The sequence below is a fragment of the Streptomyces sp. NPDC005496 genome, assembly GCF_042872045.1.
In the GTDB taxonomy this organism is placed as follows: domain Bacteria; phylum Actinomycetota; class Actinomycetes; order Streptomycetales; family Streptomycetaceae; genus Streptomyces.
In genome coordinates this window covers 449356-471014 of sequence record NZ_JBIAJQ010000001.1, presented here as the reverse complement: position 1 = coordinate 471014, position 21659 = coordinate 449356, and the positions used below count along the sequence as shown (strand labels likewise).

General features: G+C 73.1%; 23 protein-coding genes. 20 read left to right on the top strand and 3 right to left on the bottom strand.

Features of this window, described 5'->3' with window-relative positions; genetic code table 11:
* The first annotated feature begins 16 nt into the window (after window positions 1-16).
* The 7 genes from ACFYQQ_RS02285 to ACFYQQ_RS02255 all read left to right on the top strand — a co-directional run bounded on the left by ACFYQQ_RS02285 (window position 17) and on the right by ACFYQQ_RS02255 (window position 9060).
* Window positions 17-754, top strand: coding sequence for a class I SAM-dependent methyltransferase (locus ACFYQQ_RS02285; protein ID WP_355790130.1), 738 nt, complete (start codon window positions 17-19; stop codon window positions 752-754).
* A 107-nt stretch (window positions 755-861) separates the two neighbouring features.
* Window positions 862-1695 carry a M55 family metallopeptidase gene (locus tag ACFYQQ_RS02280; RefSeq protein WP_355790127.1) on the top strand — a complete coding sequence of 278 codons (834 nt, stop codon included), beginning with the start codon at window positions 862-864 and terminating at the stop codon, window positions 1693-1695.
* Entirely contained in the window at window positions 1688-3037 is a 1350-nt protein-coding gene (locus ACFYQQ_RS02275) for a M20/M25/M40 family metallo-hydrolase (protein WP_355790124.1), read from the top strand. The genes ACFYQQ_RS02280 and ACFYQQ_RS02275 overlap by 8 nt, the downstream gene beginning before the upstream one ends.
* Window positions 3038-3050: 13 nt before the next feature.
* Entirely contained in the window at window positions 3051-5036 is a 1986-nt protein-coding gene (locus ACFYQQ_RS02270; protein WP_356175180.1) for a prolyl oligopeptidase family serine peptidase, read from the top strand.
* Window positions 5033-5962 carry an LD-carboxypeptidase gene (locus tag ACFYQQ_RS02265; RefSeq protein WP_388902974.1) on the top strand — a complete coding sequence of 310 codons (930 nt, stop codon included), beginning with the start codon at window positions 5033-5035 and terminating at the stop codon, window positions 5960-5962. Before ACFYQQ_RS02270 ends, ACFYQQ_RS02265 begins: the two co-directional genes overlap by 4 nt.
* A gap of 349 nt (window positions 5963-6311) precedes the next feature.
* A complete protein-coding gene (locus ACFYQQ_RS02260; protein ID WP_355787553.1) occupies window positions 6312-6872 on the top strand; it encodes a GNAT family N-acetyltransferase in 561 nt (186 codons plus the stop codon).
* 214 nt (window positions 6873-7086) lie between these two features.
* Window positions 7087-9060, top strand: coding sequence for a DUF5107 domain-containing protein (locus ACFYQQ_RS02255; RefSeq protein ID WP_388902970.1), 1974 nt, complete (start codon window positions 7087-7089; stop codon window positions 9058-9060).
* A gap of 40 nt (window positions 9061-9100) precedes the next feature.
* On the opposite strand, the gene ACFYQQ_RS02250 is transcribed toward ACFYQQ_RS02255, so the two are convergent.
* Entirely contained in the window at window positions 9101-9466 is a 366-nt protein-coding gene (locus ACFYQQ_RS02250) for a VOC family protein (RefSeq protein ID WP_355788174.1), read from the bottom strand.
* Window positions 9467-9576: 110 nt separating this feature from the next.
* Complete coding sequence (locus tag ACFYQQ_RS02245; protein ID WP_355788177.1) at window positions 9577-10542, bottom strand: LLM class F420-dependent oxidoreductase; 966 nt, start codon at window positions 10540-10542, stop codon at window positions 9577-9579.
* Window positions 10543-10804: 262 nt separating this feature from the next.
* Here ACFYQQ_RS02245 and ACFYQQ_RS02240 point away from each other — a divergent pair, with 262 nt between their 5' ends.
* From ACFYQQ_RS02240 to ACFYQQ_RS02180, 13 genes are all read left to right on the top strand, one after another.
* On the top strand, window positions 10805-12139 hold the full coding sequence (locus ACFYQQ_RS02240; RefSeq protein ID WP_355788180.1) for an NAD(P)/FAD-dependent oxidoreductase: 1335 nt from the start codon (window positions 10805-10807) through the stop codon (window positions 12137-12139).
* A 7-nt stretch (window positions 12140-12146) separates the two neighbouring features.
* The gene (locus ACFYQQ_RS02235) at window positions 12147-13994 is read left to right on the top strand and encodes a transketolase (protein ID WP_356237843.1); all 1848 of its coding nucleotides are present in this window, start codon (window positions 12147-12149) and stop codon (window positions 13992-13994) included.
* Window positions 13995-14030: 36 nt separating this feature from the next.
* On the top strand, window positions 14031-14951 hold the full coding sequence (gene ligD, locus ACFYQQ_RS02230; protein ID WP_356237844.1) for a non-homologous end-joining DNA ligase: 921 nt from the start codon (window positions 14031-14033) through the stop codon (window positions 14949-14951).
* A gap of 60 nt (window positions 14952-15011) precedes the next feature.
* Window positions 15012-15374: a gas vesicle protein gene (locus tag ACFYQQ_RS02225; protein WP_355789043.1), complete on the top strand. Its 363-nt coding sequence runs from the start codon at window positions 15012-15014 to the stop codon at window positions 15372-15374.
* Between the two features lie 52 nt (window positions 15375-15426).
* The gene (locus ACFYQQ_RS02220; RefSeq protein WP_355789046.1) at window positions 15427-15852 is read left to right on the top strand and encodes a gas vesicle structural protein GvpA; all 426 of its coding nucleotides are present in this window, start codon (window positions 15427-15429) and stop codon (window positions 15850-15852) included.
* Window positions 15849-16622, top strand: coding sequence for a GvpL/GvpF family gas vesicle protein (locus ACFYQQ_RS02215; RefSeq protein WP_355789049.1), 774 nt, complete (start codon window positions 15849-15851; stop codon window positions 16620-16622). Before ACFYQQ_RS02220 ends, ACFYQQ_RS02215 begins: the two co-directional genes overlap by 4 nt.
* Before the next feature lie 4 nt (window positions 16623-16626).
* Window positions 16627-16890: a gas vesicle protein GvpG gene (locus ACFYQQ_RS02210; protein ID WP_355789052.1), complete on the top strand. Its 264-nt coding sequence runs from the start codon at window positions 16627-16629 to the stop codon at window positions 16888-16890.
* The gene (locus tag ACFYQQ_RS02205) at window positions 16887-17531 is read left to right on the top strand and encodes a DNA primase (protein ID WP_355789055.1); all 645 of its coding nucleotides are present in this window, start codon (window positions 16887-16889) and stop codon (window positions 17529-17531) included. The genes ACFYQQ_RS02210 and ACFYQQ_RS02205 overlap by 4 nt, the downstream gene beginning before the upstream one ends.
* Window positions 17524-18729, top strand: coding sequence for an SRPBCC family protein (locus ACFYQQ_RS02200; protein WP_355789057.1), 1206 nt, complete (start codon window positions 17524-17526; stop codon window positions 18727-18729). The genes ACFYQQ_RS02205 and ACFYQQ_RS02200 overlap by 8 nt, the downstream gene beginning before the upstream one ends.
* Complete coding sequence (locus tag ACFYQQ_RS02195; protein ID WP_355789060.1) at window positions 18726-19070, top strand: gas vesicle protein; 345 nt, start codon at window positions 18726-18728, stop codon at window positions 19068-19070. The genes ACFYQQ_RS02200 and ACFYQQ_RS02195 overlap by 4 nt, the downstream gene beginning before the upstream one ends.
* The gene (locus ACFYQQ_RS02190) at window positions 19067-19849 is read left to right on the top strand and encodes a GvpL/GvpF family gas vesicle protein (protein ID WP_355789063.1); all 783 of its coding nucleotides are present in this window, start codon (window positions 19067-19069) and stop codon (window positions 19847-19849) included. Before ACFYQQ_RS02195 ends, ACFYQQ_RS02190 begins: the two co-directional genes overlap by 4 nt.
* Entirely contained in the window at window positions 19846-20034 is a 189-nt protein-coding gene (locus ACFYQQ_RS02185; RefSeq protein ID WP_121407056.1) for a gas vesicle protein, read from the top strand. Before ACFYQQ_RS02190 ends, ACFYQQ_RS02185 begins: the two co-directional genes overlap by 4 nt.
* A 233-nt stretch (window positions 20035-20267) precedes the next feature.
* The gene (locus tag ACFYQQ_RS02180) at window positions 20268-20531 is read left to right on the top strand and encodes a gas vesicle protein K (protein WP_356237967.1); all 264 of its coding nucleotides are present in this window, start codon (window positions 20268-20270) and stop codon (window positions 20529-20531) included.
* 292 nt (window positions 20532-20823) lie between these two features.
* Here the strand turns inward: ACFYQQ_RS02180 and ACFYQQ_RS02175 are convergent, their stop codons facing one another.
* Complete coding sequence (locus tag ACFYQQ_RS02175; RefSeq protein WP_355795914.1) at window positions 20824-21645, bottom strand: methyltransferase domain-containing protein; 822 nt, start codon at window positions 21643-21645, stop codon at window positions 20824-20826.
* Window positions 21646-21659 lie beyond the last annotated feature (14 nt).

Genomic DNA, 21659 nt, shown 5'->3' with positions numbered 1-21659 from the left:
ACCCTGGGGAGCACACATGAACGTCTCGGAGGACTACCGCAACGCCTGGGAGGGTTACTGGAAGGAGACCTCCGACGCGCCCGGTGACGCGATCTGGGACGCCGACCCGGCACTGACCTCCATACCCCACAGCGAACTGCTCCTGCCGTACGCGGACACCGCCCGCACCATCGTCGACCTCGGCTGCGGCAACGGCACCCAGACCCGCTACCTCGCCACCCGGTTCGCGCGCGCCGTCGGTGTCGACCTGTCCCACGCCGCCATAGAGCACGCCCGGCGCGCGGGCCGGGACGACGGCAGCGACGCCGAGTTCCAGCAGCTGGACCTGACCGACAGCGAGGCGGTACGCGCCGTGCACGCCCGCCTCGGCGACAGCCACGTCTACATGCGCGCCGTCATCCACCAGAGCGAACCCCGCGCCCGGGCCGCGGTGGCCGCCGCCGTCGCCGAGATCGTCGGCGTCGAGGGGCGCGCCTTCGTGGTGGAACTGACGGCCGCCTCGCGCCAGGTGCTCCAGCAGGCCGCGTCCGGACCGGACGGGCCGCCGCCGAAGCTGCTCCGGGTCTTCCACCACGGGCTGAAGCCGGCCGACGCGGCGGACGACGAGGTGCCGCGCGTGCTCGGGGAGGCCGGCCTGGAGATCCTCGCCGAGGGCGACACGACGCTGCCGCAGACGGAGTACATGGCGGACGGCACCCGCATCGACCTGCCCGCACGGTGGTTCGTCCTGGCGGGACGCCGCGCGGACGGGTGAGGAGCCGCCCGCGGACGGCGGGGTGAGGAGCCGCCCGCGGGCGGACGGGTGAGGAGTTGTCCACAGGCCTGTTCGCCCCCGGGCGGAAGCGCGTACGGTTTCGAGGCATGAAGATCCTCATCAGCGCCGACATGGAGGGCGCCACGGGCGTGACCTGGCCGGCCGACGTGCTGCCGGGCACCCCGCAGTGGGAGCGCTGCCGCGCGATGTTCACCTCGGACGTCAACGCGGCGGTGCTCGGCTTCCTCGACGGCGGCGCCGACGAGGTCGTCGTCAACGAGGCGCACTGGACGATGCGGAACCTGCTCCTGGAGCGACTGGACGACCGGGCGCAGATGCTCACCGGGCGGCACAAGTCGCTCTCCATGGTGGAAGGCGTGCAGCACGGCGACGTGGACGGCATCGCCTTCGTCGGCTACCACGCCGGAGCCGGCATGGAGGGCGTCCTAGCGCACACGTACCTGGCCAACTCGATCACCGGGGTCTGGGTGAACGGCGTCCGGGCCAGCGAGGGCCTGCTCAACGCCCACGTCGTCGCCGAGTTCGGGGTGCCGGTCGTCCTGGTCACCGGCGACGACGTGGCCTGCGAGGACGCCCTGGGCTACGCGCCGGAGGCGCTGAAGGTCGCCGTCAAGGACCATGTGTCGCGCTACGCGGCCGTGTGCCGGACCCCGGCGCGCACGGCGGCCGACATCCGCGCCGCGGCCAAGGAGGCGGCGGCGCTGGCCGTGCGGCACGAACCGGTCACCGGCGAGCCGTTCACCGTGGCGCTGGAGTTCGACGCCGAGCACCTGGCGATGGCCGCCACCGTCGTGCCCGGCGTGGCGCGCACGGGGGAGCGCAAGGTGGAGTACACCAGCGGGACGATGTACGAGGGAATCCGCACGTTCAAGGCGGTCACGACGATCGTCTCCGCCGCCGTGGAGGAGCAGTATGGCTGAGCACACGGCACAGGACGCCGCGCCGGAGCGGGCGGGTCAGGCCGACGGGCGGGCACTCGACGAGGTCGTCCGCTTCACCTCCGAGCTCATCCGCATCGACACCACCAACCGCGGCGGCGGTGACTGCCGCGAGCGCCCGGCCGCCGAGTACGCCGCGGCCCTGCTGGCCGAAGCGGGCCTGGAACCGGCGCTCCTGGAGCGCACCCCGGGCCGTACGAACGTCGTCGCCCGCATCGAGGGCACCGACCCCGCGGCGGACGCGCTCCTCGTGCACGGCCATCTGGACGTGGTGCCCGCGCAGGCCGAGGACTGGAGCGTGCACCCGTTCTCCGGGGAGATCCGCGACGGGGTGGTCTGGGGCCGCGGCGCGGTCGACATGAAGAACATGGACGCGATGATCCTCGCGGTCGTCCGGCACTGGGCCCGGCACGGGGTGCGGCCCCGGCGCGACCTGGTGATCGCGTTCACCGCCGACGAGGAGGCCAGCGCCGAGGACGGGTCGGGGTTCCTCGCCGACCGGCATCCGGACCTTTTCGAGGGCTGCACCGAGGGCGTCAGCGAGTCCGGGGCGTTCACCTTCCACGACGGCGCCGGCCGGCAGCTGTACCCGATCGCCGCGGGTGAGCGCGGCACGGGCTGGCTCAAGCTGACCGCCCGCGGCCGGGCCGGGCACGGCTCCAAGGTCAACGACAGCAACGCGATCACACGCCTGGCCGCCGCGATCACCCGCATCGGCGCCCACGAGTGGCCGCTGCGCCTCACCCCGACCGTCCGAGCGTCCCTGGCCGAGCTGGCGGCGCTCTACGGCATCGACACCGGCCTGGAGGACGTCGACGCCCTCCTGGAGAAGCTGGGCCCCGCCGCCTCCCTCGTCGAGGCGACCGTCCGCAACAGCGCCAACCCGACCATGCTCTCCGCGGGCTACAAGGTGAACGTGATTCCGGGGGAGGCGGTGGCCTACGTCGACGGCCGTTTTCTGCCAGGCGGCGAGGACGAGTTCCGCACGACCCTTGACCTGCTCACCGGACCCGACGTGGAGTGGGAGTTCCACCACCGCGAGGTGGCCCTCCAGGCGCCGGTGGACTCGGCGACGTACGCGCGGATGCGCGCCGCCGTCGAGGAGTTCGCGCCCGAGGGACATGTGGTGCCGTACTGCATGTCGGGTGGCACGGACGCCAAGCAGTTCTCACGCCTGGGGATCACGGGATACGGCTTCGCGCCGCTGAAGTTGCCGGAGGGCTTCGACTACCAGGCCCTCTTCCACGGCGTCGACGAACGTGTCCCGGTCGAGGCGCTGCACTTCGGCGTCCGCGTCCTCGACCGCTTTCTGCGAACGGCCTGACGAAGTGGGGGACATGGTGCAGACCCTGGCGTACGGAGCGTGGCCGTCGCCCATCGACGCGGCGCTCGCCGCCGCGCACGACGGGCGGCCCGATTTCGTGGGCTTCGTGGGCGAGGAGGCATGGTGGACCGAGCCACGGCCCGGCGAGGGCGGCCGGCGCACCCTCGTCCGCCGCGCGGCCGACGGCACGGAGCGCTCCGTGCTGCCCGCCCCGTGGAACGTGCGCAGCCGCGTCATCGAGTACGGCGGCCTGCCCTGGACCGGGATCATGCGCCCGGAGGGGCCCCTGGTGGTCTTCGTCGACTTCGCCGACCAGCGGCTGTACCGGTACGAGCCCGACACGCCCGGCAGTGAACCGGTCCCGCTGACACCGGTGTCGCCGGTGGGCGGCGGACTGCGCTGGGCCGACCCGCAGCTGCGGCCCGAGCTGGGCGAGGTGTGGTGCGTCCTGGAGGAGTTCACCGGGGATGGACCCGCGGACGTGCGCCGGCTGGTGGCCGCGGTGCCGCTGGACGGGTCGGCGGCCGGGCACCGGGACTCGGTGCGCGAACTGACCGACGACGCCCACCGGTTCGTCACCGGCCCCCGGCTCTCGCCCGACGGGCGGCGCGCGGCCTGGCTCGCCTGGGACCACCCGCGGATGCCGTGGGACGGCACGGAGCTGATCGTCGCGGACGTCACCGGCGACGGCACGCTGCACGGCGCGCGGACCGTCGCCGGCGGCCCCGAGGAGTCCATCGCCCAGGCCGACTGGGCGGGGGACGGAAGCCTGCTGTTCTCCAGCGACCGCACCGGCTGGTGGAACCTGTACCGCGTCGGCCCCGACGGCGGCGAGAAGGCGCTGTGCCCGCGCGAGGAGGAGTTCGGCGGCCCGCTGTGGCAGATCGGGCAGAGCTGGTTCGCGCCGCTCGACAGCGGGCTGGTCGCCGTCGTGCATGGCCGCGGCTCCACCGCCCTCGGCATACTCGACCCGGAGACCGGCGAGGTGGTCGACGCGGCCGGCCCGTGGACCGAGTTCACGCCGGCGCTCGCGGCGCACGGCACCCGGGTCGTCGCCGTCGGGGCCAGTCCCCGCAGTGCCTACGAAGTCGTCGAGCTGGACGCCCGCACCGGCCGCGCCCGGGTGATCGGCGCCCCGCACGACGACCCGGTCGACCCGGCCTACTACCCCGAGCCCCAGATCCGGACCTTCACCGGCCCCGCCGGCCGCGAGATCCACGCGCACGTCTACCCGCCCCACAACCCCGGCCACGTGGCCCCCGGCGAGGAGCTGCCGCCGTACGTGGTCTGGGCGCACGGCGGCCCGACGAGCCGCGCACCGCTGGTCCTGGACCTGGAGATCGCCTACTTCACCTCGCGCGGCATCGGGGTCGCCGAGGTCGACTACGGGGGGTCCACCGGGTACGGGCGGGAGTACCGCAACCGGCTGCGCGAGCAGTGGGGCGTGGTCGACGTCGAGGACTGCGCGGCCGTCGCACTCGCCCTCGCCGAGGAGGGCACCGCGGACCGCGGTCGGCTCGCCATCCGCGGCGGCAGCGCGGGCGGCTGGACGACGGCCGCCTCCCTGGCCGCCACCGATGTCTACGCCTGCGGCACGATCCTCTACCCGATCCTCGATCTCGCGAGCTGGGGGTCGGGGGAGACCCACGACTTCGAGTCGCGGTACCTGGAGACGCTGGTCGGGCCGCTCGCCGAGGTGCCCGGCCGGTACGCGGAGCGGTCGCCCGCCGAGCACGCCGACCGCATCACCGCGCCCTTCCTGCTGCTCCAGGGCCTGGACGACGTCATCTGCCCGCCCGCCCAGTGCGAACGGTTCCTGGCCAGGATGGAGGGGGAGGGCAGACGGGTCGCGCACGCCTACATCGCCTTCGAGGGAGAGGGCCACGGCTTCCGGCGCGCCGACACGATGGTGCGCGTCCTGGAGTCCGAACTCTCCCTGTACGCCCAGGTCTTCGGCCTGAACCCGCCGGGTGTCCCCACCTTGGAGCTGCTCAAGTGAAGTCCCTGACCCGCCCCGCACGCCTGGCCCCCGGGGCCCGGGTGGCCGTCGTCGCCCCCAGCGGCCCGGTCCCCGAGGAGCGCCTGGAGGCCGGACTGGACCTGCTGCGCGGCTGGGACCTCGACCCCGTCGTCGCCCCCCATGTGCTGGACCGGCACGGCGAGTTCGACTACCTGGCGGGGACCGACACCGACCGGGCCGCCGACTTCCAGGCCGCCTGGTGCGACCCGGACGTCGACGCGGTGCTCTGCGCCCGCGGCGGCTACGGGGCTCAGCGCATGATCGACCTGCTCGACTGGAGCGCGATCGCGGCGGCGGGCCCCAAGGTGTTCGTCGGCTACAGCGACATCACCGCTCTGCACGAGGCGTTCGCCACCCGCGTGGGCCTGGTGACCCTGCACGGACCCATGGTCGCCGGCGTCGACTTCGTCAAGAACGAGCGGGCGCAGGAGCATCTGCGCGCGACGCTCTTCGAACCGGAGACGGTCCGCACCGTCGCCGCCCCGGGGCACGGCGCCGCTCTCGTCCCGGGGCGGGCCAGGGGACGACTGCTCGGCGGCTGCCTGAGCCTCCTCGCCGCCGACCTCGGCACGCCGTACGCCCGGCCCTCCGCGCGCGGCGGCCTGCTGTGCCTGGAGGACGTGGGCGAGGAGACGTACCGGCTGGACCGCTACCTGACCCAGCTGCTGCGCGCCGGCTGGCTCGACGGCGTCGCCGGGATCCTGCTCGGCTCGTGGGTGGAGTGCTCGCCCTACTCCGAGGTGCGGGCCATGCTGGCCGACCGGCTCGTGGGCCTCGGCGTGCCGGTGGTGGAGGAGTTCGGGTTCGGGCACGGCGAGGGTGCGCTGACGATCCCCTTCGGGGTGACCGCCGAGCTGGACGCGGCGGCCGGAACGCTGACGCTGGACGAGCCGGCCCTACGCTGAGCACCGGGCCGCCACCGCGTGGACGTGCCCTGACCCACGGCGGGGTCGGGAGTGCTCGTGCCCTGACCAACGCCGGGTCGGGAGTGCTCGTGCCCTGACTCATGGCGGGGGCGCGGTGTGCTTGCGCCCTCGCCCCCAGCAGTGTTGCCGCGTGCCCGCGTCCCCCTGCGGCCGGGTTGTCGCGTGGCCGCGTCTCCACCCCGGGCGCCAGGCGCCGGGCGCCGCATTCCCATGTCCCCACGGCCGCGTGGGCTGCCTCCGCCGCGCCGGGACGGACCAGGAGGCCCCGGAAGGCGCGCGCCCGCGTCACGGGCCGGAGCGCGGGCGGCTGCTCGCGTACTGTGGCCGGATGCCTGAGAACTCCCGTCACCTTGCCGAGGGCCCCCGGGTCGGCATCCGGCACTACACCTCGGACGACGGCGCCGAGTTCACCGCGCGGGCGCGGGAGAGCAAGGACCTGCACCACCCGTGGCTCTTCCCGCCCACCGACGCCGAGGCGTACGCCTCCTACGCCCAGCGGCTGATCGGCGACCCGACCAAGGCCGGTTTCCTGGTCTGCGAGCGGGACACCGGGGCCCTCGCAGGGTTCGTCAACATCAACAACATCGTCGAGGGCGGCTTCCTCAGCGGCGCGCTCGGATACGGGGCGTTCGCGCACGCCGCCGGACGCGGGCTGATGAGCGAAGGACTCGCCCTCGTCGTCGCCCACGCCTTCGGGCCGATGGGGCTGCACCGGCTGGAGATCAACGTGCAGCCGGGCAACGCCGCGTCGATCGCGCTGGCCCGGCGCGGCGGGTTCCGGCTGGAGGGCTTCTCCCCGGACTTCCTCCACATCGACGGTGCCTGGCGGGACCACGAACGGTGGGCGCTGACCGTCGAGATGACGCGGAGGAGGCCCCCGCGGCGGTGACCCGGGCCGAGGCCGGCCGCGACCGCCTCCGCGCCCCCGGAGGCCGTACACCCCGCAGCCCCGGCCCTCGCCAGGCGCCGTCATCCGCCGCGCTCCCGGCGCCGGCCCTCATCCGACGGCCCTCGTACCGCCCGCCCGCCCGAGTCGGCGTCGGACGCCTTTGCGCAATCCTGACGAGCGCCGCCCCTGGTCAGGTCCGCGAAGACGCTGTTCCATGGTCATCGTGACGACGATCCGACGTGACGTACTGACGCTCCCCGCAGCCGAGTTGGGCCCCGACAACCCCCTGCCGCCGCTGCGCACGCTCGACGAGGTGCACCGTGTCGAGGAGCGGGACCGCGTGGGCCTGCCCCGCGAGATGGCCCGCCAGATCGGTTACGAGCCACTGCGCAGCGTGTTGCCCGAGCGCGTCCGGGACGGCTACGGCAGAACGCGAGCGCCGCGCGGGATCGACACGATCGTGATCGAGAACGAACGGCTGCGGGCCGTCGTGCTGCCCGGCCTCGGGGGCCGCGTCGCCTCGCTGTTCCACAAGTCCTCGGGCCGCGAACTGCTGTACCGCAACCCGGTGTTCCAGCCCGCCTGCTTCGCCCTGAACGGTGCCTGGTTCTCCGGCGGCGTCGAGTGGAACATCGGCGCGACCGGCCACACCGCCCTCTCGTGCGCGCCGGTGCACGCCGCCCGCGTCACCGCCCCCGACGGCGGCGAGATGCTGCGCCTGTGGGAGTGGGAGCGGCTGCGCGACCTGCCCTTCCAGGTCGACCTGTGGCTGCCGAGGGACTCGGACTTCCTGTACGTCGGCGTGCGCATCCGCAACCCGCACGAGAAGCCCGCGCCCACCTACTGGTGGTCGAACATCGCCGTGCCCGAGGAACGCCGGGTGCTGGCCCCGGCCGAGGAGGCCTGGCACTTCGGATACGAGCGCCGGCTGCGCCGGGTGTCCGTCCCCGCGTACGACGGCGTCGACCGGACGTATCCGCTCGCGAGCACGTTCCCCGCCGACTACTTCTACGAGGTGCCCGACGGGCGGCGCCGGTGGATCGCCGCCCTGGACGACGAGGGGCACGGGCTCGTGCAGACGTCCACCGACGTCCTGCGCGGCCGCAAGCTCTTCGTCTGGGGCTCCGGCACCGGCGGGCGGCGCTGGCAGGAGTGGCTGACCGAGCCCGGCACCGGAGGGTACTGCGAGATCCAGGCCGGGCTCGCCCGCACCCAGCTGGAGCACGTCCGGCTGGAGCCGGAGAGCGAGGTGTCCTGGCTGGAGGCGTACGGGCCGCTGAGCGCCGACGCCGCGACCGTGCACGGCGGTGACTGGGACGCGGCGCGGGCCGAGACGCAGGACCGTCTGGAGGCGGCCCTCCCGCGCGCAGACGTGGACGCGGCGTACCGGGCCTGGCTGCCGTACGCCGACACCGAGCCGGGCGAGACGCTGGCCGCCGGCTCCGGCTGGGGCGCCCTCGAAGTGCTGCGCGCCTCCTACAAGCTGCCGGGCACCCCCTTCGAGGAGAGCACCCTCGGCGACGAGCAGGCGCCGTGGGCGGAACTGCTCAGGTCCGGGACCTTCCCGGAGCCGCGCCGGGCCGGCCCGCCCGGGCCGACGCTCGTCGCCCGGCACTGGCGCGACATGCTGGAGACGGCGCCCGCCCGGCCGCTCACCGAGTACCACCTCGGCGTCGCACAGTGGCACGCGGGCGATCAGGCGCAGGCCGTGCGCAGCTGGGAACGCGGACTGCAACTGGCCCCGTCCGTCTGGCCGTTGCTGCGCTGCCTCGCCGTCGCCGACCAGGTGGCCGGGCACCACGAGCGGGCCGCCGACCGGTACGCGGAGGCCTTCGACGACCTGTGCCAGGAGCGGCGCGACGACGGGGAGGCGTGGACCGCGGCCACGGCCGCGCTCGGGCGGGAGGCGATCGAGGCGCTGCTGGCGGTGCGGCGGGTGGCGGACGCGCGGGCCGTGTGGGACCGGCTGCGGGACGCCACGCGCGAGCGGGGGCGGTTCCGGCTGATCGAGGCGCGTCTGCTGCTCGCCGAGGGGGACCGCGCGGGCGCGCGGGCCGTCTTCGACGACGGCTTCGAGGTGGCGGACCTGCGGGAGGGCGCCGAGGTCATCAGCGAGCTGTGGGCCCGGATCACCGACGAACCGCTGCCGGCCCGGTACGAGTTCCGCATGCGGCCCCCGGCGCGGTGAGGAGCGGGCGGCTCCCCGGCCCGGGGAGCCGCGTCCGCCGTCAGACGCCGGTCGGGCTCTCCGCGCGCCGGTCCACGTACTCGTAGACCATGCCGTCGGGATGCATCGCGATCAGGTTCCGGCCGACCGGGGTCGCGACCGGGCCCGCCAGCACCCGTGCACCGGAGTCGCTGAGCACTCGGTGCGCCTCGTCGACGTCCGTGACGGCGATGGTGGCGGCCACCTTGCGCAGGATCTCCAGCTCGGCCTCGGGGCCGCTCATCAGCAGGAAGCAGCCGACGGCGGCGACCGAGACGCCGCCGCGCTCGAAACGCAGGGCGCGTCCGCCCGCCAGTCTCTCGTAGAACGGGACCGAACCCTCCAGGTCGTCGACGCAGATACGCAGCGTGGCTCCCAGAATCTCCATGCCCCGAGCCTAGGGCCTGTCGTGCGGGTCTCGCCGGGGTCTAGGGATCATCCGGCACGTACATCCGGCACGTACGGTCCACGGCGGCCCCGCCGGCCCCCGGCGTTCCGTCAGCCGGCGTTCTGCTGGAGCTGCGGCAGCACCTTGGTGCGGTAGAAGTCGAAGAAGCCCCGCTGATCCGGGCCGATCTGATTGACGTACACGTGGTCGAAGCCCGAGTCCGCGAAGGCGGTCAGCGCCGAGACGTGCTCGTCGACGTCGTCGCCGCACACCGTGTTCTCGCGGACCATGTCCTCGGTGACCAGCGGCTGCAGCTGCTCGAAGTGGCGGGGTGTGGGCAGGATCTGGCCCATCTCGCCCGGCAGCAGCTGGTTGGGCCACAGCCGGTGCACGGTGCGCACGGCCTCGTCGCGGTCCTGCCCGTAGCAGACCTTCGTGCCGCCGCTCACGGGCTTTGCGCCCCCGCCGCCCTTGCGGAACCGGGAGACCATCGACTCCTCGGGCATCATCGTGATGTAGCCGTCGCCGACCCGGGCCGCCAGCGAGGTCGCCTGCGGGCCGAAGCCGGAGATGTCGATCGGGACCGGCTCGTCGGGAACCGTGTAGAGGCGGGCGTTCTCCACGGTGTAGTGCGTACCGTGATGGTTGACCTCCTCGCCGGTGAAGAGGCCGCGCATCACCTGGATCGCCTCCTCCAGCATCTCCAGGCGCACGTGCGCGGGCGGCCAGGCGTCACCGAGGATGTGCTCGTTCAGCGCCTCCCCGGAGCCCACGCCGAGCCGGAAGCGGCCGTTCGTCATCACCGCGGTCGTCGCCGCGGCCTGCGCCAGCACCGCCGGGTGGATGCGCACGGTGGGACACGTGACCGCCGTCTGGATCGGCAGGGACACGGCCTCGGAGAGCGCGCCGATCACCGACCACACGAACGGACTCTGCCCCTGCGCGTCGTTCCACGGGTGGTAGTGGTCCGAGATCCACAGGGAGCGGAATCCGGCCTGTTCCGCCATCCGCGCCTGCTCGACGAGTTCCGCGGGACCGAATTCCTCGGTCGACAGGAAGTAGCCGTACTCGGCCATGGGGGGCACCTCCGCGACGGGCTGCTCAGGGACGGCCCGGGTAACCCCGCCGCGGCCCGCGAAACGCCGCCCGCACACCCGCACGCCCGCACCCGAGGCGGTCCCGGACATGACGGATACGCGGGGGAACACCGGACGCCGGGTTGCGCGACCCGGCCGATACGCGTACGCCGGGCCCGTGCCCCCGGCCGCCACGACGTTTGGCCGGTCCACCCAGGGGGACGCGGTAAGCCCGTACGAGCGACCATGCCGGAGGCGAACCGTGGCTCGACCCCGCATCGTGATCGTCGGTGCCGGCTTCGCGGGATACCGGACCGCCCGCGCCCTGTCCCGGCAGGCACGCGGCAGGGCCGACATCACCCTGCTCAACCCGACCGACTACTTCCTGTACCTGCCCCTGCTGCCGCAGGTCGCCGCCGGGGTCCTGGAGCCACGCCGTGTCACCGTCTCGCTCACCGGCACCCTGCCCGGCGTACGCCTGGCCCTCGGCGAGGCCGACCGGATCGACCTCGACGCACGGACCGTGCACTACCGCGACCCCGAGGGAGGCCAAGGGACGCTGGCCTACGACCGGCTGGTGCTCGCCGCCGGGAGCGTCAACAAACTGCTGCCCGTCCCCGGGGTCGCCGAGCACGCCCACGGCTTCCGCGGCCTGCCCGAGGCGCTGTACCTGCGCGACCACGTCACCCGCCAGATCGAACTGGCCGCCGCGTCCGACGACGGCGTCAGCGCCGACGCGCGGTGCACCTTCGTGGTCGTCGGCGCCGGCTACACCGGTACGGAGGTCGCCGCGCAGGGGCAGCTCCTCACCGACGCGCTCACCCGCGGTCGGCCGCTGCCCGAAGCCAGGCGGCCCCGCTGGCTGCTGCTCGACATCGCCCCACGCGTCCTGCCCGAACTGGACGAACGGCTCTCCAGGACGGCGGACCGCGTGCTGCGGCGGCGCGGCGTCGACGTACGCACCGGGACCTCCGTCAAGGAGGCCACCCCGGACGGCGTCCTGCTCAGCGACGGCGAGTTCGTCGACACCCGCACCCTGATCTGGTGCGTCGGCGTCCGCCCCGACCCGCTGGCCGAAACCCTGGGCCTGCCCATGGAACGCGGCCGGCTCCTCGTCGACCCCTACCTCCAGGTGCCGGGACGGCCCGAGGTCTACGCCTGCGGTGACGCGGCCGCCGTGCCGGACCTGGAGAAGCCCGGCCAGTACACCCCCATGACCGCACAGCACGCGTGGCGCCAGGGCAAGGTCGCGGCCCGCAACGTCGCGGCCTCCTTCGGCACCGGCGAGCGCCGCCCCTACCGGCACCGCGACCTCGGCTTCACCGTCGACCTCGGCGGCGCCGAGGCCGCCGCCAACCCGCTCGGCGTACCGCTCTCGGGTCCGCTCGCCGGAGCCGTCACCCGCGGCTACCACCTCGCCGCGATGCCCGGCAACCGCGTCCGCGTCGCCGCCGACTGGCTCCTCGAGGCCGCGCTGCCCCGCCAGGGCGTCCAGCTGGGCCTGGTCCGGTCGTGGTCGGTGCCGCTGGACACCGCGTCGCCCGAGCAGGCACGGATGCCGGGCGGCGCTCCCGCCACGCGCGACAGTTACCGATAGGAGACTCATGAACACCCGCCAACTCGCCGAACTCGGACAGCAGTTGCGCGTCGACAGCGTGCGCGCCTCGGCCGCCGCGGGCTCCGGCCACCCCACCTCCTCGATGTCCGCGGCCGACCTGATGGCCGTCCTGCTGGCCAAGCACCTGCGCTACGACTTCGAGCGCCCCCAGCACCCCGGCAACGACCGGTTCGTCCTCTCCAAGGGGCACGCCTCACCGCTGCTGTACTCCGCCTACAAGGCGGCCGGCGCGATCAACGACACCGAACTGCTCACCTTCCGCAAGCTCGGCAGCCGTCTCGAAGGGCACCCCACACCCCGCCGGCTGCCCTGGGTCGAGACGGCCACCGGCTCGCTCGGCCAGGGCCTGCCGGTCGGCGTGGGCATCGCGCTCGCCGGCAAGCGGCTGGAGCGCACCGGCTACCGCGTGTGGGTGCTGTGCGGCGACAGCGAACTCGCCGAGGGCTCCGTCTGGGAGGCCGCCGAGCACGCGGCCTACGAGCACCTCGACAACCTCACGCTGATCGTCGACGTCAACCGGCTCGGCCAGCGCGGCCCGACCCGGCACGGCCACGACCTGGACGCCTACGCCCGCCGCTTCCACGCCTTCGGCTGGCACCCCGTCGAGGTCGACGGACACGACGTCGAGGACATCGACCGCGCCTTCGCGGAGGCGCGTTCCACCAGCGGACAGCCCACCGTGATCCTCGCCCGCACCCTCAAGGGCAAGGGCGTCGCCTCCGTCCAGGACCGCGAGGGACTGCACGGCAAGCCGCTGCCGGACGCCGACGAGGCGATCGCCGAACTCGGCGGCGTCCGCGACCTGCGCGTACAGGTGCAGGAACCCCCGGCCACCCGGATGCTGCACGCCGTACGGACCGGGCACCCCGAACTGCCCCGCTTCGAGGTCGGCGACGAGGTCGCCACCCGCGACGCGTACGGACAGGCGCTGGCCGCGCTCGGCGGCGCCCGCGGCGACGTCGTCGCCCTGGACGGCGAGGTCGGCGACTCCACACGCGCCGAGTTCTTCGCCAAGGAGCACCCCGAGCGTTACTTCGAGTGCTACATCGCGGAACAGCAGATGATCGGGACCGCCGTCGGCCTCGCCGCCCGTGACTGGACGCCCTACGCCTCCACGTTCGCCGCGTTCCTCACCCGCGCCTACGACTTCGTGCGGATGGCGTCGGTCAGCGGCGCGGGCATCAACGTGGTCGGCTCCCACGCGGGAGCCTCCATCGGCCAGGACGGGCCCTCCCAGATGGGCCTGGAGGACCTCGCGATGTTCCGCGCGGTGTACGGCTCGACCGTGCTCTACCCGTGCGACGCCAACCAGACGGCGAAGCTCGTCGCCGCCATGGCCGACCTGGACGGCATCCGCTATCTGCGCACCTCCCGCGGCGCCGGCCCCGTCATCTACGAGCCCCACGAGGACTTCCCGGTCGGCGGCAGCAAGGTGCTGCGCGCCTCCTCCGACGACCGGCTGACCCTCGTCGCGGCCGGCGTCACCGTCCACGAGGCGCTGAAGGCGGCCGAGGCGCTCGACGCCGAGGGCATCCAGGTCCGGGTCGTCGACCTCTACTCGGTCAAGCCCGTCGACCGGGAAACCCTGCGCGAGGCCGCCGAGGACACCGGCTGCCTGATCACCGTCGAGGACCACCGCGAGGAGGGCGGCCTCGGGGACGCGGTCCTCGACGCCTTCCTGGACGGCCGGCCCACGCCCCGCCTGGTCCGTCTCGCGGTCCGTACGATGCCGGGCTCGGCGAGCCCCGAGGAGCAGCTGCACGCGGCCGGCATCGACGCCGAGTCGATCACGGCCGCCGTCCGGCTGCTGGTGGAGAACGCCGTCGTGCGCTGAGGACACCGAGGGCCTTTCGGCCGGAGAGGAACGACCATGAGCAGCGCACGGACGGTGCGGGCCGGCCGCCGCACCGTGGAGATCCACCGCCCGGAGAAGGTGCTGTTCCCGGCCGACGGGGGCGGCAAGGAGTACACGAAGGACGACCTGATCGGGTACTACCGGTCCGTCGCCCCCTTCATGCTGCCCCATCTGCGGGGCCGCCCGCTGATGGTCGAGCGCCACCCCGACGGGCTCGACGGCCCCTCGTTCATGCAGAAGAACACCCCGGACCACTACCCGGAGTGGATCCGCCGGGTCGAGGTGGCCAAGGAGGGCGGCACCGTCCTGCACCCCGTGTGCGACGACGCCGCCACCCTCGTCTACCTCGCCGACCAGGCCGGCATCACCCTGCACCGCTGGCTGTCGCGCGCCGACTCGGTCGACCGGCCCGACCGGATGGTCTTCGACCTGGACCCCAGCACGGACGACTTCGCCGTGGTACGTGAAGCCGCCCAGCTGCTCGGCGAGTTGCTCGACGAGCTGAAGCTGCCGTCCGCGCTGATGACCACCGGCTCACGCGGCCTGCACATCGTGGTCCCCCTGAACGGGCGTCACGGCTTCGACGAGGTCCGCGCCTTCGCCAAGGACACCGCGGACGCGCTCGCCGACCGGCACTCCGACCGGTTCACCACGGCGGCCCGCAAGAAGGAGCGCGGCGACCGGCTCTACCTCGACGTCCAGCGCAACGCGTACGCGCAGACCGCCGTCGCCCCCTTCACCGTCCGCGCCCTGCCCGGCGCGCCCGTCGCCGTCCCCATCTCGTGGGGGCAGCTCGACGACCCGCGTCTGCACGCCCGCCGCTGGACCGTCGCCGACGCCGTCGAGCAGGCCCGCACCAACCCGTGGGCGGGCCTGCTCGGCCACGGACGCGCTCTGGGCCCGGCCCGGCGCCGGCTGGACGCCCTGCGTGGCTGAGTCCCGCCGTCCGTGAGGTTTGGCCAACAAACGAGCGAGCACCCGGTGTTCGAGGTGGCCATGTCGAACACATCCAACACATCCAGATCACAGAGTTCACAGAACTCTTCCCAGAACAAGGGAAACAGCAAGGAGAACACCGCGGCGGACAGCCAGCCGAAGCCGATGGAGGTGCTGCGCCACGCGCGCGCCCAGCTCCAGGAGCTGACGGGCATGGCGGCCGAGTCGGTCTCGTCCTTCGAACGCACCGAAGACGGTTGGGCGTTGGAGGTCGAGGTCCTGGAACTCGCCAAGATCCCGGACACGATGAGCCTGCTGGCGACCTATCAGGTGGAGCTCGACAACGACGGAGAGCTCACCGGGTATCGCCGGGTCCGCCGCTACGAACGCGGACGGGCGGAGCGCAGGCCGGGCGGCCGATAGGCACCGCCCCTTCCCCGCGGAGACATCCAACAGACTAGGAGGACTGGACGGTATGACCGTTGTCCCGGCACAGCAAGGCGGCGGATCGGGGGGCACCAGTGGCCTCTACGACGTCCTCGAACTCGTTCTTGACCGCGGAATCGTCATCGACGCGTTTGTACGGGTCTCCCTCGTAGGCATCGAGATTCTGAAGATCGACGTACGTGTCGTCATCGCGAGCGTCGACACCTATCTCCGCTTCGCCGAGGCGTGCAACCGCCTCGACCTGGAAGCGGGCCCGCACAAGAACCCCGGACTGCCCGACCTGATGGGCGAGCTCACCGAGTCCGGTGCGCGCGGCAAGTCCAAGGGCGCCCTGTCCGGCGCCGCCGAGACCATATCGGACGCGTTCAAGCAGGCACGCGAGGACGGCCAGTCCGAGTCCCGGCCCCGTACCCGTAAGACCGCGGCCTCGCGCCGGAAGGAGGAGCAGGAGTGAGCACGTACGTCTACGGCATCGCCGAGGGAACGCACCCCTCGCTTCCCGACGGCATCGACGGAGTCGGTGAACCGGCGCGCCCCGTACGCATCCTGAGGGAGGGCGACCTGGCGGCGATCGTCAGCGACGCCCCCGAGGGACTGCGGCCCAAGCGCAGGGACCTGCTCGCCCACCAGAACGTGCTGAGCGAGGCGGGCGAGGGCGGCGCGGTGCTGCCCATGCGCTTCGGCAGCATCGCGGCCGACGACGACACCGTCGTCTCCGTGCTCGCCGAGCGTGCGGCGCACTACCAGGAGCGGCTCAAGGCGCTGGCCGGCAAGGTCGAGTACAACGTCAAGGCCAGCCACGACGAAGAGGCCGTGCTGCACCGCGTGATGGGTGAGAACCCCGAGATCCGCTCCCTCACCGAGGCCAACCGGCAGGCGGGCGGCGGCTCCCACGAGGACAAGATGCGGCTCGGCGAGATGGTCGTGGCCGCGCTCCAGGCCCGCGAGGCCGAGGACGCCCAAGGGCTCAGGCGCACGCTCGAACCGACCGCCGAGGCCGTGAGCGAGGGCCCGGAGTCCACCGGCTGGCTGGCCAACCTGTCGTTCCTGGTGGACCGCAAGTCGGCCGACGCGTTCCTCAGCGCCGTCGACGACATCCGCGGCGGCCAGCCGCACCTGGAGCTGCGTGTGAACGGGCCGCTGCCGCCCTACAGCTTCGTCGAGCCCGGCCCCTCCGAGCCCGCCACCGGCATCTCGTCGGGCGCCCGGACGGGCGGCGAGTAGCCCCATGGGACTCATCGGCGAGGTGCTGATGCTGCCGCTCGCTCCGGTGCGCGGCAGCCTCTGGGCGATGAAACAGGTGGTGGCCGAGGCCGAGCGCCAGTACTACGACCCGTCAGCGATCCGCGCCGAACTCGCCCAGCTCGAAGCCAGGTTGGAGGCCGGAGAGATCACCGACGAGGAGTTCGACCAGCAGGAGGACGTCCTGCTGGACCGGCTGGAAGCCGCCCTGCGCAAAGACGCGGGACCCAACTACGGGACGACACGATGAACAGACTAGGACTGGGCCTCGCCGTAGGGGCCGGGTACGTCCTCGGACGTACCAAGAAGATGAAGCTGGCCTTCGCGGTCGGCACCATGGTCGCAGGCAAGCGGATGCAGCTCAGCCCGAAGGCGATCGGCGATCTGGTGTCCAAGCAGCTGCTGGGCAACCCGGCGTTCAAGGAGATCAACGACCAGCTCCGCCAGGACCTGCGCGGGGTCGGCAAGGCCGCCTCCGGGGCACTGGTGGAGCGGCAGATCGAGGGTCTCGCCAAGCGGCTGCACGGCCGTACGGCGGACGTCCGCAACCAGCTCGCCGGCGTGAGCCCGGACGTGTCCGGGCGCCACGAGGACGAGGACGAGGAGCCGGACGACCGCTACGACGACGAGCCCGAGGACGAGGACGACGGCCGGGACGAGGCTGCCGAGCAGGAGTCCGCCGAGGAGAAGCCGCGTCCGCGCAAGAAGGCCCCCGCGAAGAAGGCCACGGCCAAGAAGGCGGCCGAGAAGCAGGGCACCGCCAAGAAGGCGCCGGCCAAGAAGACCGCCGCGGCGGCCAGGAAGGCGCCCGCGAAGAAGGCCGCGACGAAGACCGCCGCCCGCCGCATCCCGCGGTCCCGGCAGTCGGAGGGAGGCCGCGACGATGGCTGACGTACTCGGTTCCGCCACCAAGAAGGCGAAGGACAACCCGGTCACGGCGGTCGTGCAGAGCGAGGCGGCCGACCGACTGAAGTCGGAGGTCCAGGAGTATCTGGCCGCGCAGGCCCAGCGGTTGCTGGTCGGCGTGGGACAGAAGCTCGGACAGACGACCGTCAAGCTCAACGACATAGCCGAGGGCAACAGCCCCGGGTTCGCCAAGCTCGCCCTCGACGGCGGCCGCAAGCTCGCGGAGGGCAAGGGCCCACTGCGGTCCGCGGTGGAGGTCGGCGCCGGCCGGGCCAAGGACAACGTGGTCGGCGCGTTCAAGAACATGTTCGGCGGCAAGGGCAAGGGCAAGCGCAAGGGCGGCGCCGGCCAGAAGCCCACGGTCATCATGGAGTTCATCGACGTCGGCGTGCCGCTGCGCGACGCGTACGACCAGTGGACCCAGTTCCAGGACTTCAGCACCTTCGCCAAGGGCGTCAAGAGCGCGAACCGCGCCGACGACACCACCTCCGACTGGCAGATGAAGGTGTTCTGGTCCAGCCGCAGCTGGAAGGCGCACACCACCGAGCAGGTGCCGGACCAGCGCATCTCTTGGACGTCCGAGGGCGCCAAGGGCACGACGAAGGGTGTCGTCACCTTCCACGAGCTCGCGGAGAGCCTGACGCGCGTCCTGCTGGTCATCGAGTACTACCCCAAGGGCCTGTTCGAGAAGACCGGCAACATCTGGCGTGCCCAGGGCCGTAGGGCACGGCTCGACCTGAAGAACTACGCCCGCTTCATCACGCTCAAGGGCGAGGCCGAGGACGGCTGGCGCGGTGAGATCCGTGACGGCGAGGTGGTCCGCAGCCACGAGGACGCGGTCGAGGAGGAGCAGGCCGAACAGGAACAGGCCGAGTCCGAGGACGCTCCCGAGGGCGAGTACGAGGGCGACGAGGAAGCCGCGGACCACGAGGACGCCGACACCGCAGCCGAGGCCGAGGAGGCCGAGGAGACGGACGAGCCGGAGGAGTCCTACGAGGACGAGGACGAACTCGAGGCCGAGGAGGAGCCCGAGGCCGAGTACGCCGACGAGGAAGAGCCCGAGGCCGAGGCCGAGTACGCCGACGAGGAGGAGCCGGAGGGCGAGTACGCCGAGCCCGAGGGCGACGAGGAAGCGGAGTACGAGGAAGAGGAAGAGCCGGCCGTCAGCGGGAGTCGCCGATGACGACGCCCGGTCTAATCCCTGAGCCGTACGGACAGGGCGGAAGCGCGAACCTCGCCGACATCCTGGAGCGGGTGCTCGACAAGGGCATCGTGATCGCCGGTGACATCCGGATCAACCTGCTCGACATCGAGCTGCTCACCATCAAGCTCCGGCTCATCGTCGCCTCCGTCGACAAGGCGAAGGAGATGGGGATCGACTGGTGGGAGGACGACCCCGCGCTGTCCTCCCGGGCGCACCACAACCAGCTGGCCCGCGAGAACGCCGAGCTGCGCGCCCATCTCGCGGAGATGGAACAGTTGGAGCAGGGACGGGCCCAGCCCAAGGAGGAGGAAGCACCATGAGCGGACTGCGGTACGTCTACGCCGTCTGCCGCCCCTTCGGCGCGCCTCTGCAGGCCGATGTGACGGGGGTGGCGGGCGCGCCCCCCGGTCTGCTGACCCACAACGGCCTGGTCGCCGTGGTCAGCACGGTGCCGGAGCGCGACTTCGCCGAGGAGCCGCTCCGGCGCCATCTGGAGGATCTGGACTGGCTCAGCGACACCGCGCGCGCCCACCAGAGCGTGATCGACGCGCTCACCGCCGTGACGACGCCGCTGCCGCTGCGGCTCGCCACGGTGTTCCGGGACGACAGCGGTGTCCGGTCCATGATGGAGGCCCGGGAGGACGCGTTCCGGCGCACGCTCGACCGGCTCGACGGCCGGGTGGAGTGGGGCGTCAAGGTCTACGCCGACTCCGGGCAGGCCGAGGCCGCCGAGCCGGCGAAGCCCGCGTCCGGGCGGGACTACCTGCGCCAGCGGCGCATGCGCTCCCGGTCGCAGGACGCGATGTGGGAGAAGGCGGAGAAGTTCGCGCGCCGGCTGCACGACGGTCTGTCCGCGCACGCGGAGGACGCCCGGCTGCACGCCCCGCAGAACGCCGCGATCTCCCGGCAGAGCGGCCGCAACGTCCTGAACGCCGCCTACCTGGTGCCGCGTTCGGACTCGGAGGCGTTCGTCGAACTCGTCGACCGTACGAAGGACGACGAGCCGGGGCTGCGGGTGGAACTCACGGGGCCCTGGGCCGCGTACTCCTTCGCCGGCCTGGAGGACGACGCGGACGGGTCGCGGGAGGCGGGACTGTGACGGTCGTGGAACGGCGTGAGGTCGCGCTGGTCGACCTGCTCGACCGGCTGCTCGCGGGCGGGGTCGTCATCACCGGGGACATCACCCTGCGGATCGCCGACGTCGACCTCGTCCGCATCGACCTGAACGCCCTGATCAGCTCGGTGAACGAGCAGGTGCCCTCGCCGTTCCGGGACTCGCTGTGACCGGCCGGGCGCCGGGCGCCGAGCGGGCGTCCGGCGACGACTACGTGTGGTTCGCCGGGATCGGGCGCGAGGAGGACCCGGGGTCCGCGGACGAGCGGGTTCCCGGCAGCGGTCCCGTCCCGTCCGCGCGGGAGACGCCCCCGTCGGCCGAAGAGACGGCACCGTCCGCCGAGGGGACCGCCCCGACGGAGGACGCGGCGCCGTCCGGGAGCAGGTCGGCCGGCCGGAAGCGGCTGGAGCTGGAGCCGGACACCGTGGAGCGGGACCTGGTCAAGCTGGTGCTGACCGTGGTGGAGCTGCTGCGCCAGCTCATGGAGCGGCAGGCCGTGCGGCGGTTCGACACGGGTGACCTGTCCGAGGACCAGGAGGAGCGGATCGGGCTCACCCTGATGCTCCTCGACGAGCGGATGGCCGAGCTGCGCGACCGCTACGGTCTGCGGCCCGAGGACCTGAACCTGGACCTCGGCCCGCTGGGACCGCTGCTGCCCAGGGATTAGCCCCTGTCACTCGGATCAGGCCGGGGGGGGGCGGGGGCCCCCCCCCCCCCCCGCCCGCCCGGGGGGGGCGCCGCGCCCCCGGGGCGCGGGCCGCGGGCGGGCCGGCCCCTGGCCCCCCCGTGCACTTAACCGGCCCGCGGGCCCCGGGGGCCCCCCGGCCCCCGCGGATCACCCCCGCCCCCCCCCCCCCCGGCGGCGCCCCCCCGCCCCCCCCCCCCCCCCCCCACCGGCCTGATCCGAACGCATGCCCCAGTGGTCCCGTGCCTGTCACGGCCGGACCCCGCCCCGCGCGTCAGGCGTTCTTGCGGCACAGGATCTCGCCGTGCAGCACGGCGAACCAGCCGTCCTCTGCCTCGCCCCACGCGCGCCACGCCTCCGACACCGCCCGCAGTTCCTCCCCGGTCGCGTGACCGCCCTCGACGGCGCGGTCCGCGTAGGCCGAGGCGAGGGTGCGGTCGGCCCACAGCCCGCTCCACCACTGCCGTTCGGCGTCCGTGGCGAAGGTCCAGGTGCTCGACGTAGCCGTGATGTCGTCCAGCCCGGCTCGCAGCGCCCAGGACTTGAGACGGCGGCCCGCGTCCGGCTCACCGCCGTTGGCGCGCGCCACCCGCAGATACAGCTCCAGCCAGTCGCTCATGCCGGGGGAGCGCGGATACCAGGTCATCGCCGAGTAGTCGGAGTCCCGGACCGCGACGAGCCCGCCCGGCCTGGTGACCCGGACCATCTCCCGCAGCGCGGCCACCGGGTCCCCGACGTGCTGGAGGACCTGGTGCGCGTGCACCACGCAGAACGTGTCGTCGGGGTAGTCCAGCGCGTGCACGTCGGCGACCGCGAAGTCGACGTTCGGCAGCCCCCGCTCCGCCGCCGTGGCCCGCGCCTGCTCCAGGACGTCCGGCGCGCGGTCCACGCCCGTGACCCGGCCCTCGGGCACCAGCGCCGCCAGGTCGGCGGTGATCGTGCCTGGGCCGCAGCCGATGTCCAGGATGCGCATGTGCGGCTTCAGGGAGCCGAGGAGGTAGCCGGCCGAGTTGGCGGCGGTGCGCCAGGTGTGCGAGCGCAGTACGGACTCGTGGTGGCCGTGCGTGTAGACGGCGCTCTCCTGCGACTTCGGCATGACCGTTCCCCTTC

What these genes read in the sequence shown, in the direction of transcription:
- ACFYQQ_RS02285 (WP_355790130.1), top strand. Translation starts at nt 17, where the DNA reads ATGAACGTCTCGGAGGACTACCGCAACGCCTGGGAGGGTTACTGGAAG.
- ACFYQQ_RS02280 (WP_355790127.1), top strand. Translation starts at nt 862, where the DNA reads ATGAAGATCCTCATCAGCGCCGACATGGAGGGCGCCACGGGCGTGACC.
- ACFYQQ_RS02275 (WP_355790124.1), top strand. Translation starts at nt 1,688, where the DNA reads ATGGCTGAGCACACGGCACAGGACGCCGCGCCGGAGCGGGCGGGTCAG.
- ACFYQQ_RS02270 (WP_356175180.1), top strand. Translation starts at nt 3,051, where the DNA reads ATGGTGCAGACCCTGGCGTACGGAGCGTGGCCGTCGCCCATCGACGCG.
- ACFYQQ_RS02260 (WP_355787553.1), top strand. Translation starts at nt 6,312, where the DNA reads ATGCCTGAGAACTCCCGTCACCTTGCCGAGGGCCCCCGGGTCGGCATC.
- ACFYQQ_RS02255 (WP_388902970.1), top strand. Translation starts at nt 7,087, where the DNA reads ATGGTCATCGTGACGACGATCCGACGTGACGTACTGACGCTCCCCGCA.
- ACFYQQ_RS02250 (WP_355788174.1), bottom strand. Translation starts at nt 9,466, where the DNA reads ATGGAGATTCTGGGAGCCACGCTGCGTATCTGCGTCGACGACCTGGAG.
- ACFYQQ_RS02245 (WP_355788177.1), bottom strand. Translation starts at nt 10,542, where the DNA reads ATGGCCGAGTACGGCTACTTCCTGTCGACCGAGGAATTCGGTCCCGCG.
- ACFYQQ_RS02235 (WP_356237843.1), top strand. Translation starts at nt 12,147, where the DNA reads ATGAACACCCGCCAACTCGCCGAACTCGGACAGCAGTTGCGCGTCGAC.
- ligD (WP_356237844.1), top strand. Translation starts at nt 14,031, where the DNA reads ATGAGCAGCGCACGGACGGTGCGGGCCGGCCGCCGCACCGTGGAGATC.
- ACFYQQ_RS02225 (WP_355789043.1), top strand. Translation starts at nt 15,012, where the DNA reads ATGTCGAACACATCCAACACATCCAGATCACAGAGTTCACAGAACTCT.
- ACFYQQ_RS02220 (WP_355789046.1), top strand. Translation starts at nt 15,427, where the DNA reads ATGACCGTTGTCCCGGCACAGCAAGGCGGCGGATCGGGGGGCACCAGT.
- ACFYQQ_RS02210 (WP_355789052.1), top strand. Translation starts at nt 16,627, where the DNA reads ATGGGACTCATCGGCGAGGTGCTGATGCTGCCGCTCGCTCCGGTGCGC.
- ACFYQQ_RS02205 (WP_355789055.1), top strand. Translation starts at nt 16,887, where the DNA reads ATGAACAGACTAGGACTGGGCCTCGCCGTAGGGGCCGGGTACGTCCTC.
- ACFYQQ_RS02200 (WP_355789057.1), top strand. Translation starts at nt 17,524, where the DNA reads ATGGCTGACGTACTCGGTTCCGCCACCAAGAAGGCGAAGGACAACCCG.
- ACFYQQ_RS02195 (WP_355789060.1), top strand. Translation starts at nt 18,726, where the DNA reads ATGACGACGCCCGGTCTAATCCCTGAGCCGTACGGACAGGGCGGAAGC.
- ACFYQQ_RS02190 (WP_355789063.1), top strand. Translation starts at nt 19,067, where the DNA reads ATGAGCGGACTGCGGTACGTCTACGCCGTCTGCCGCCCCTTCGGCGCG.
- ACFYQQ_RS02175 (WP_355795914.1), bottom strand. Translation starts at nt 21,645, where the DNA reads ATGCCGAAGTCGCAGGAGAGCGCCGTCTACACGCACGGCCACCACGAG.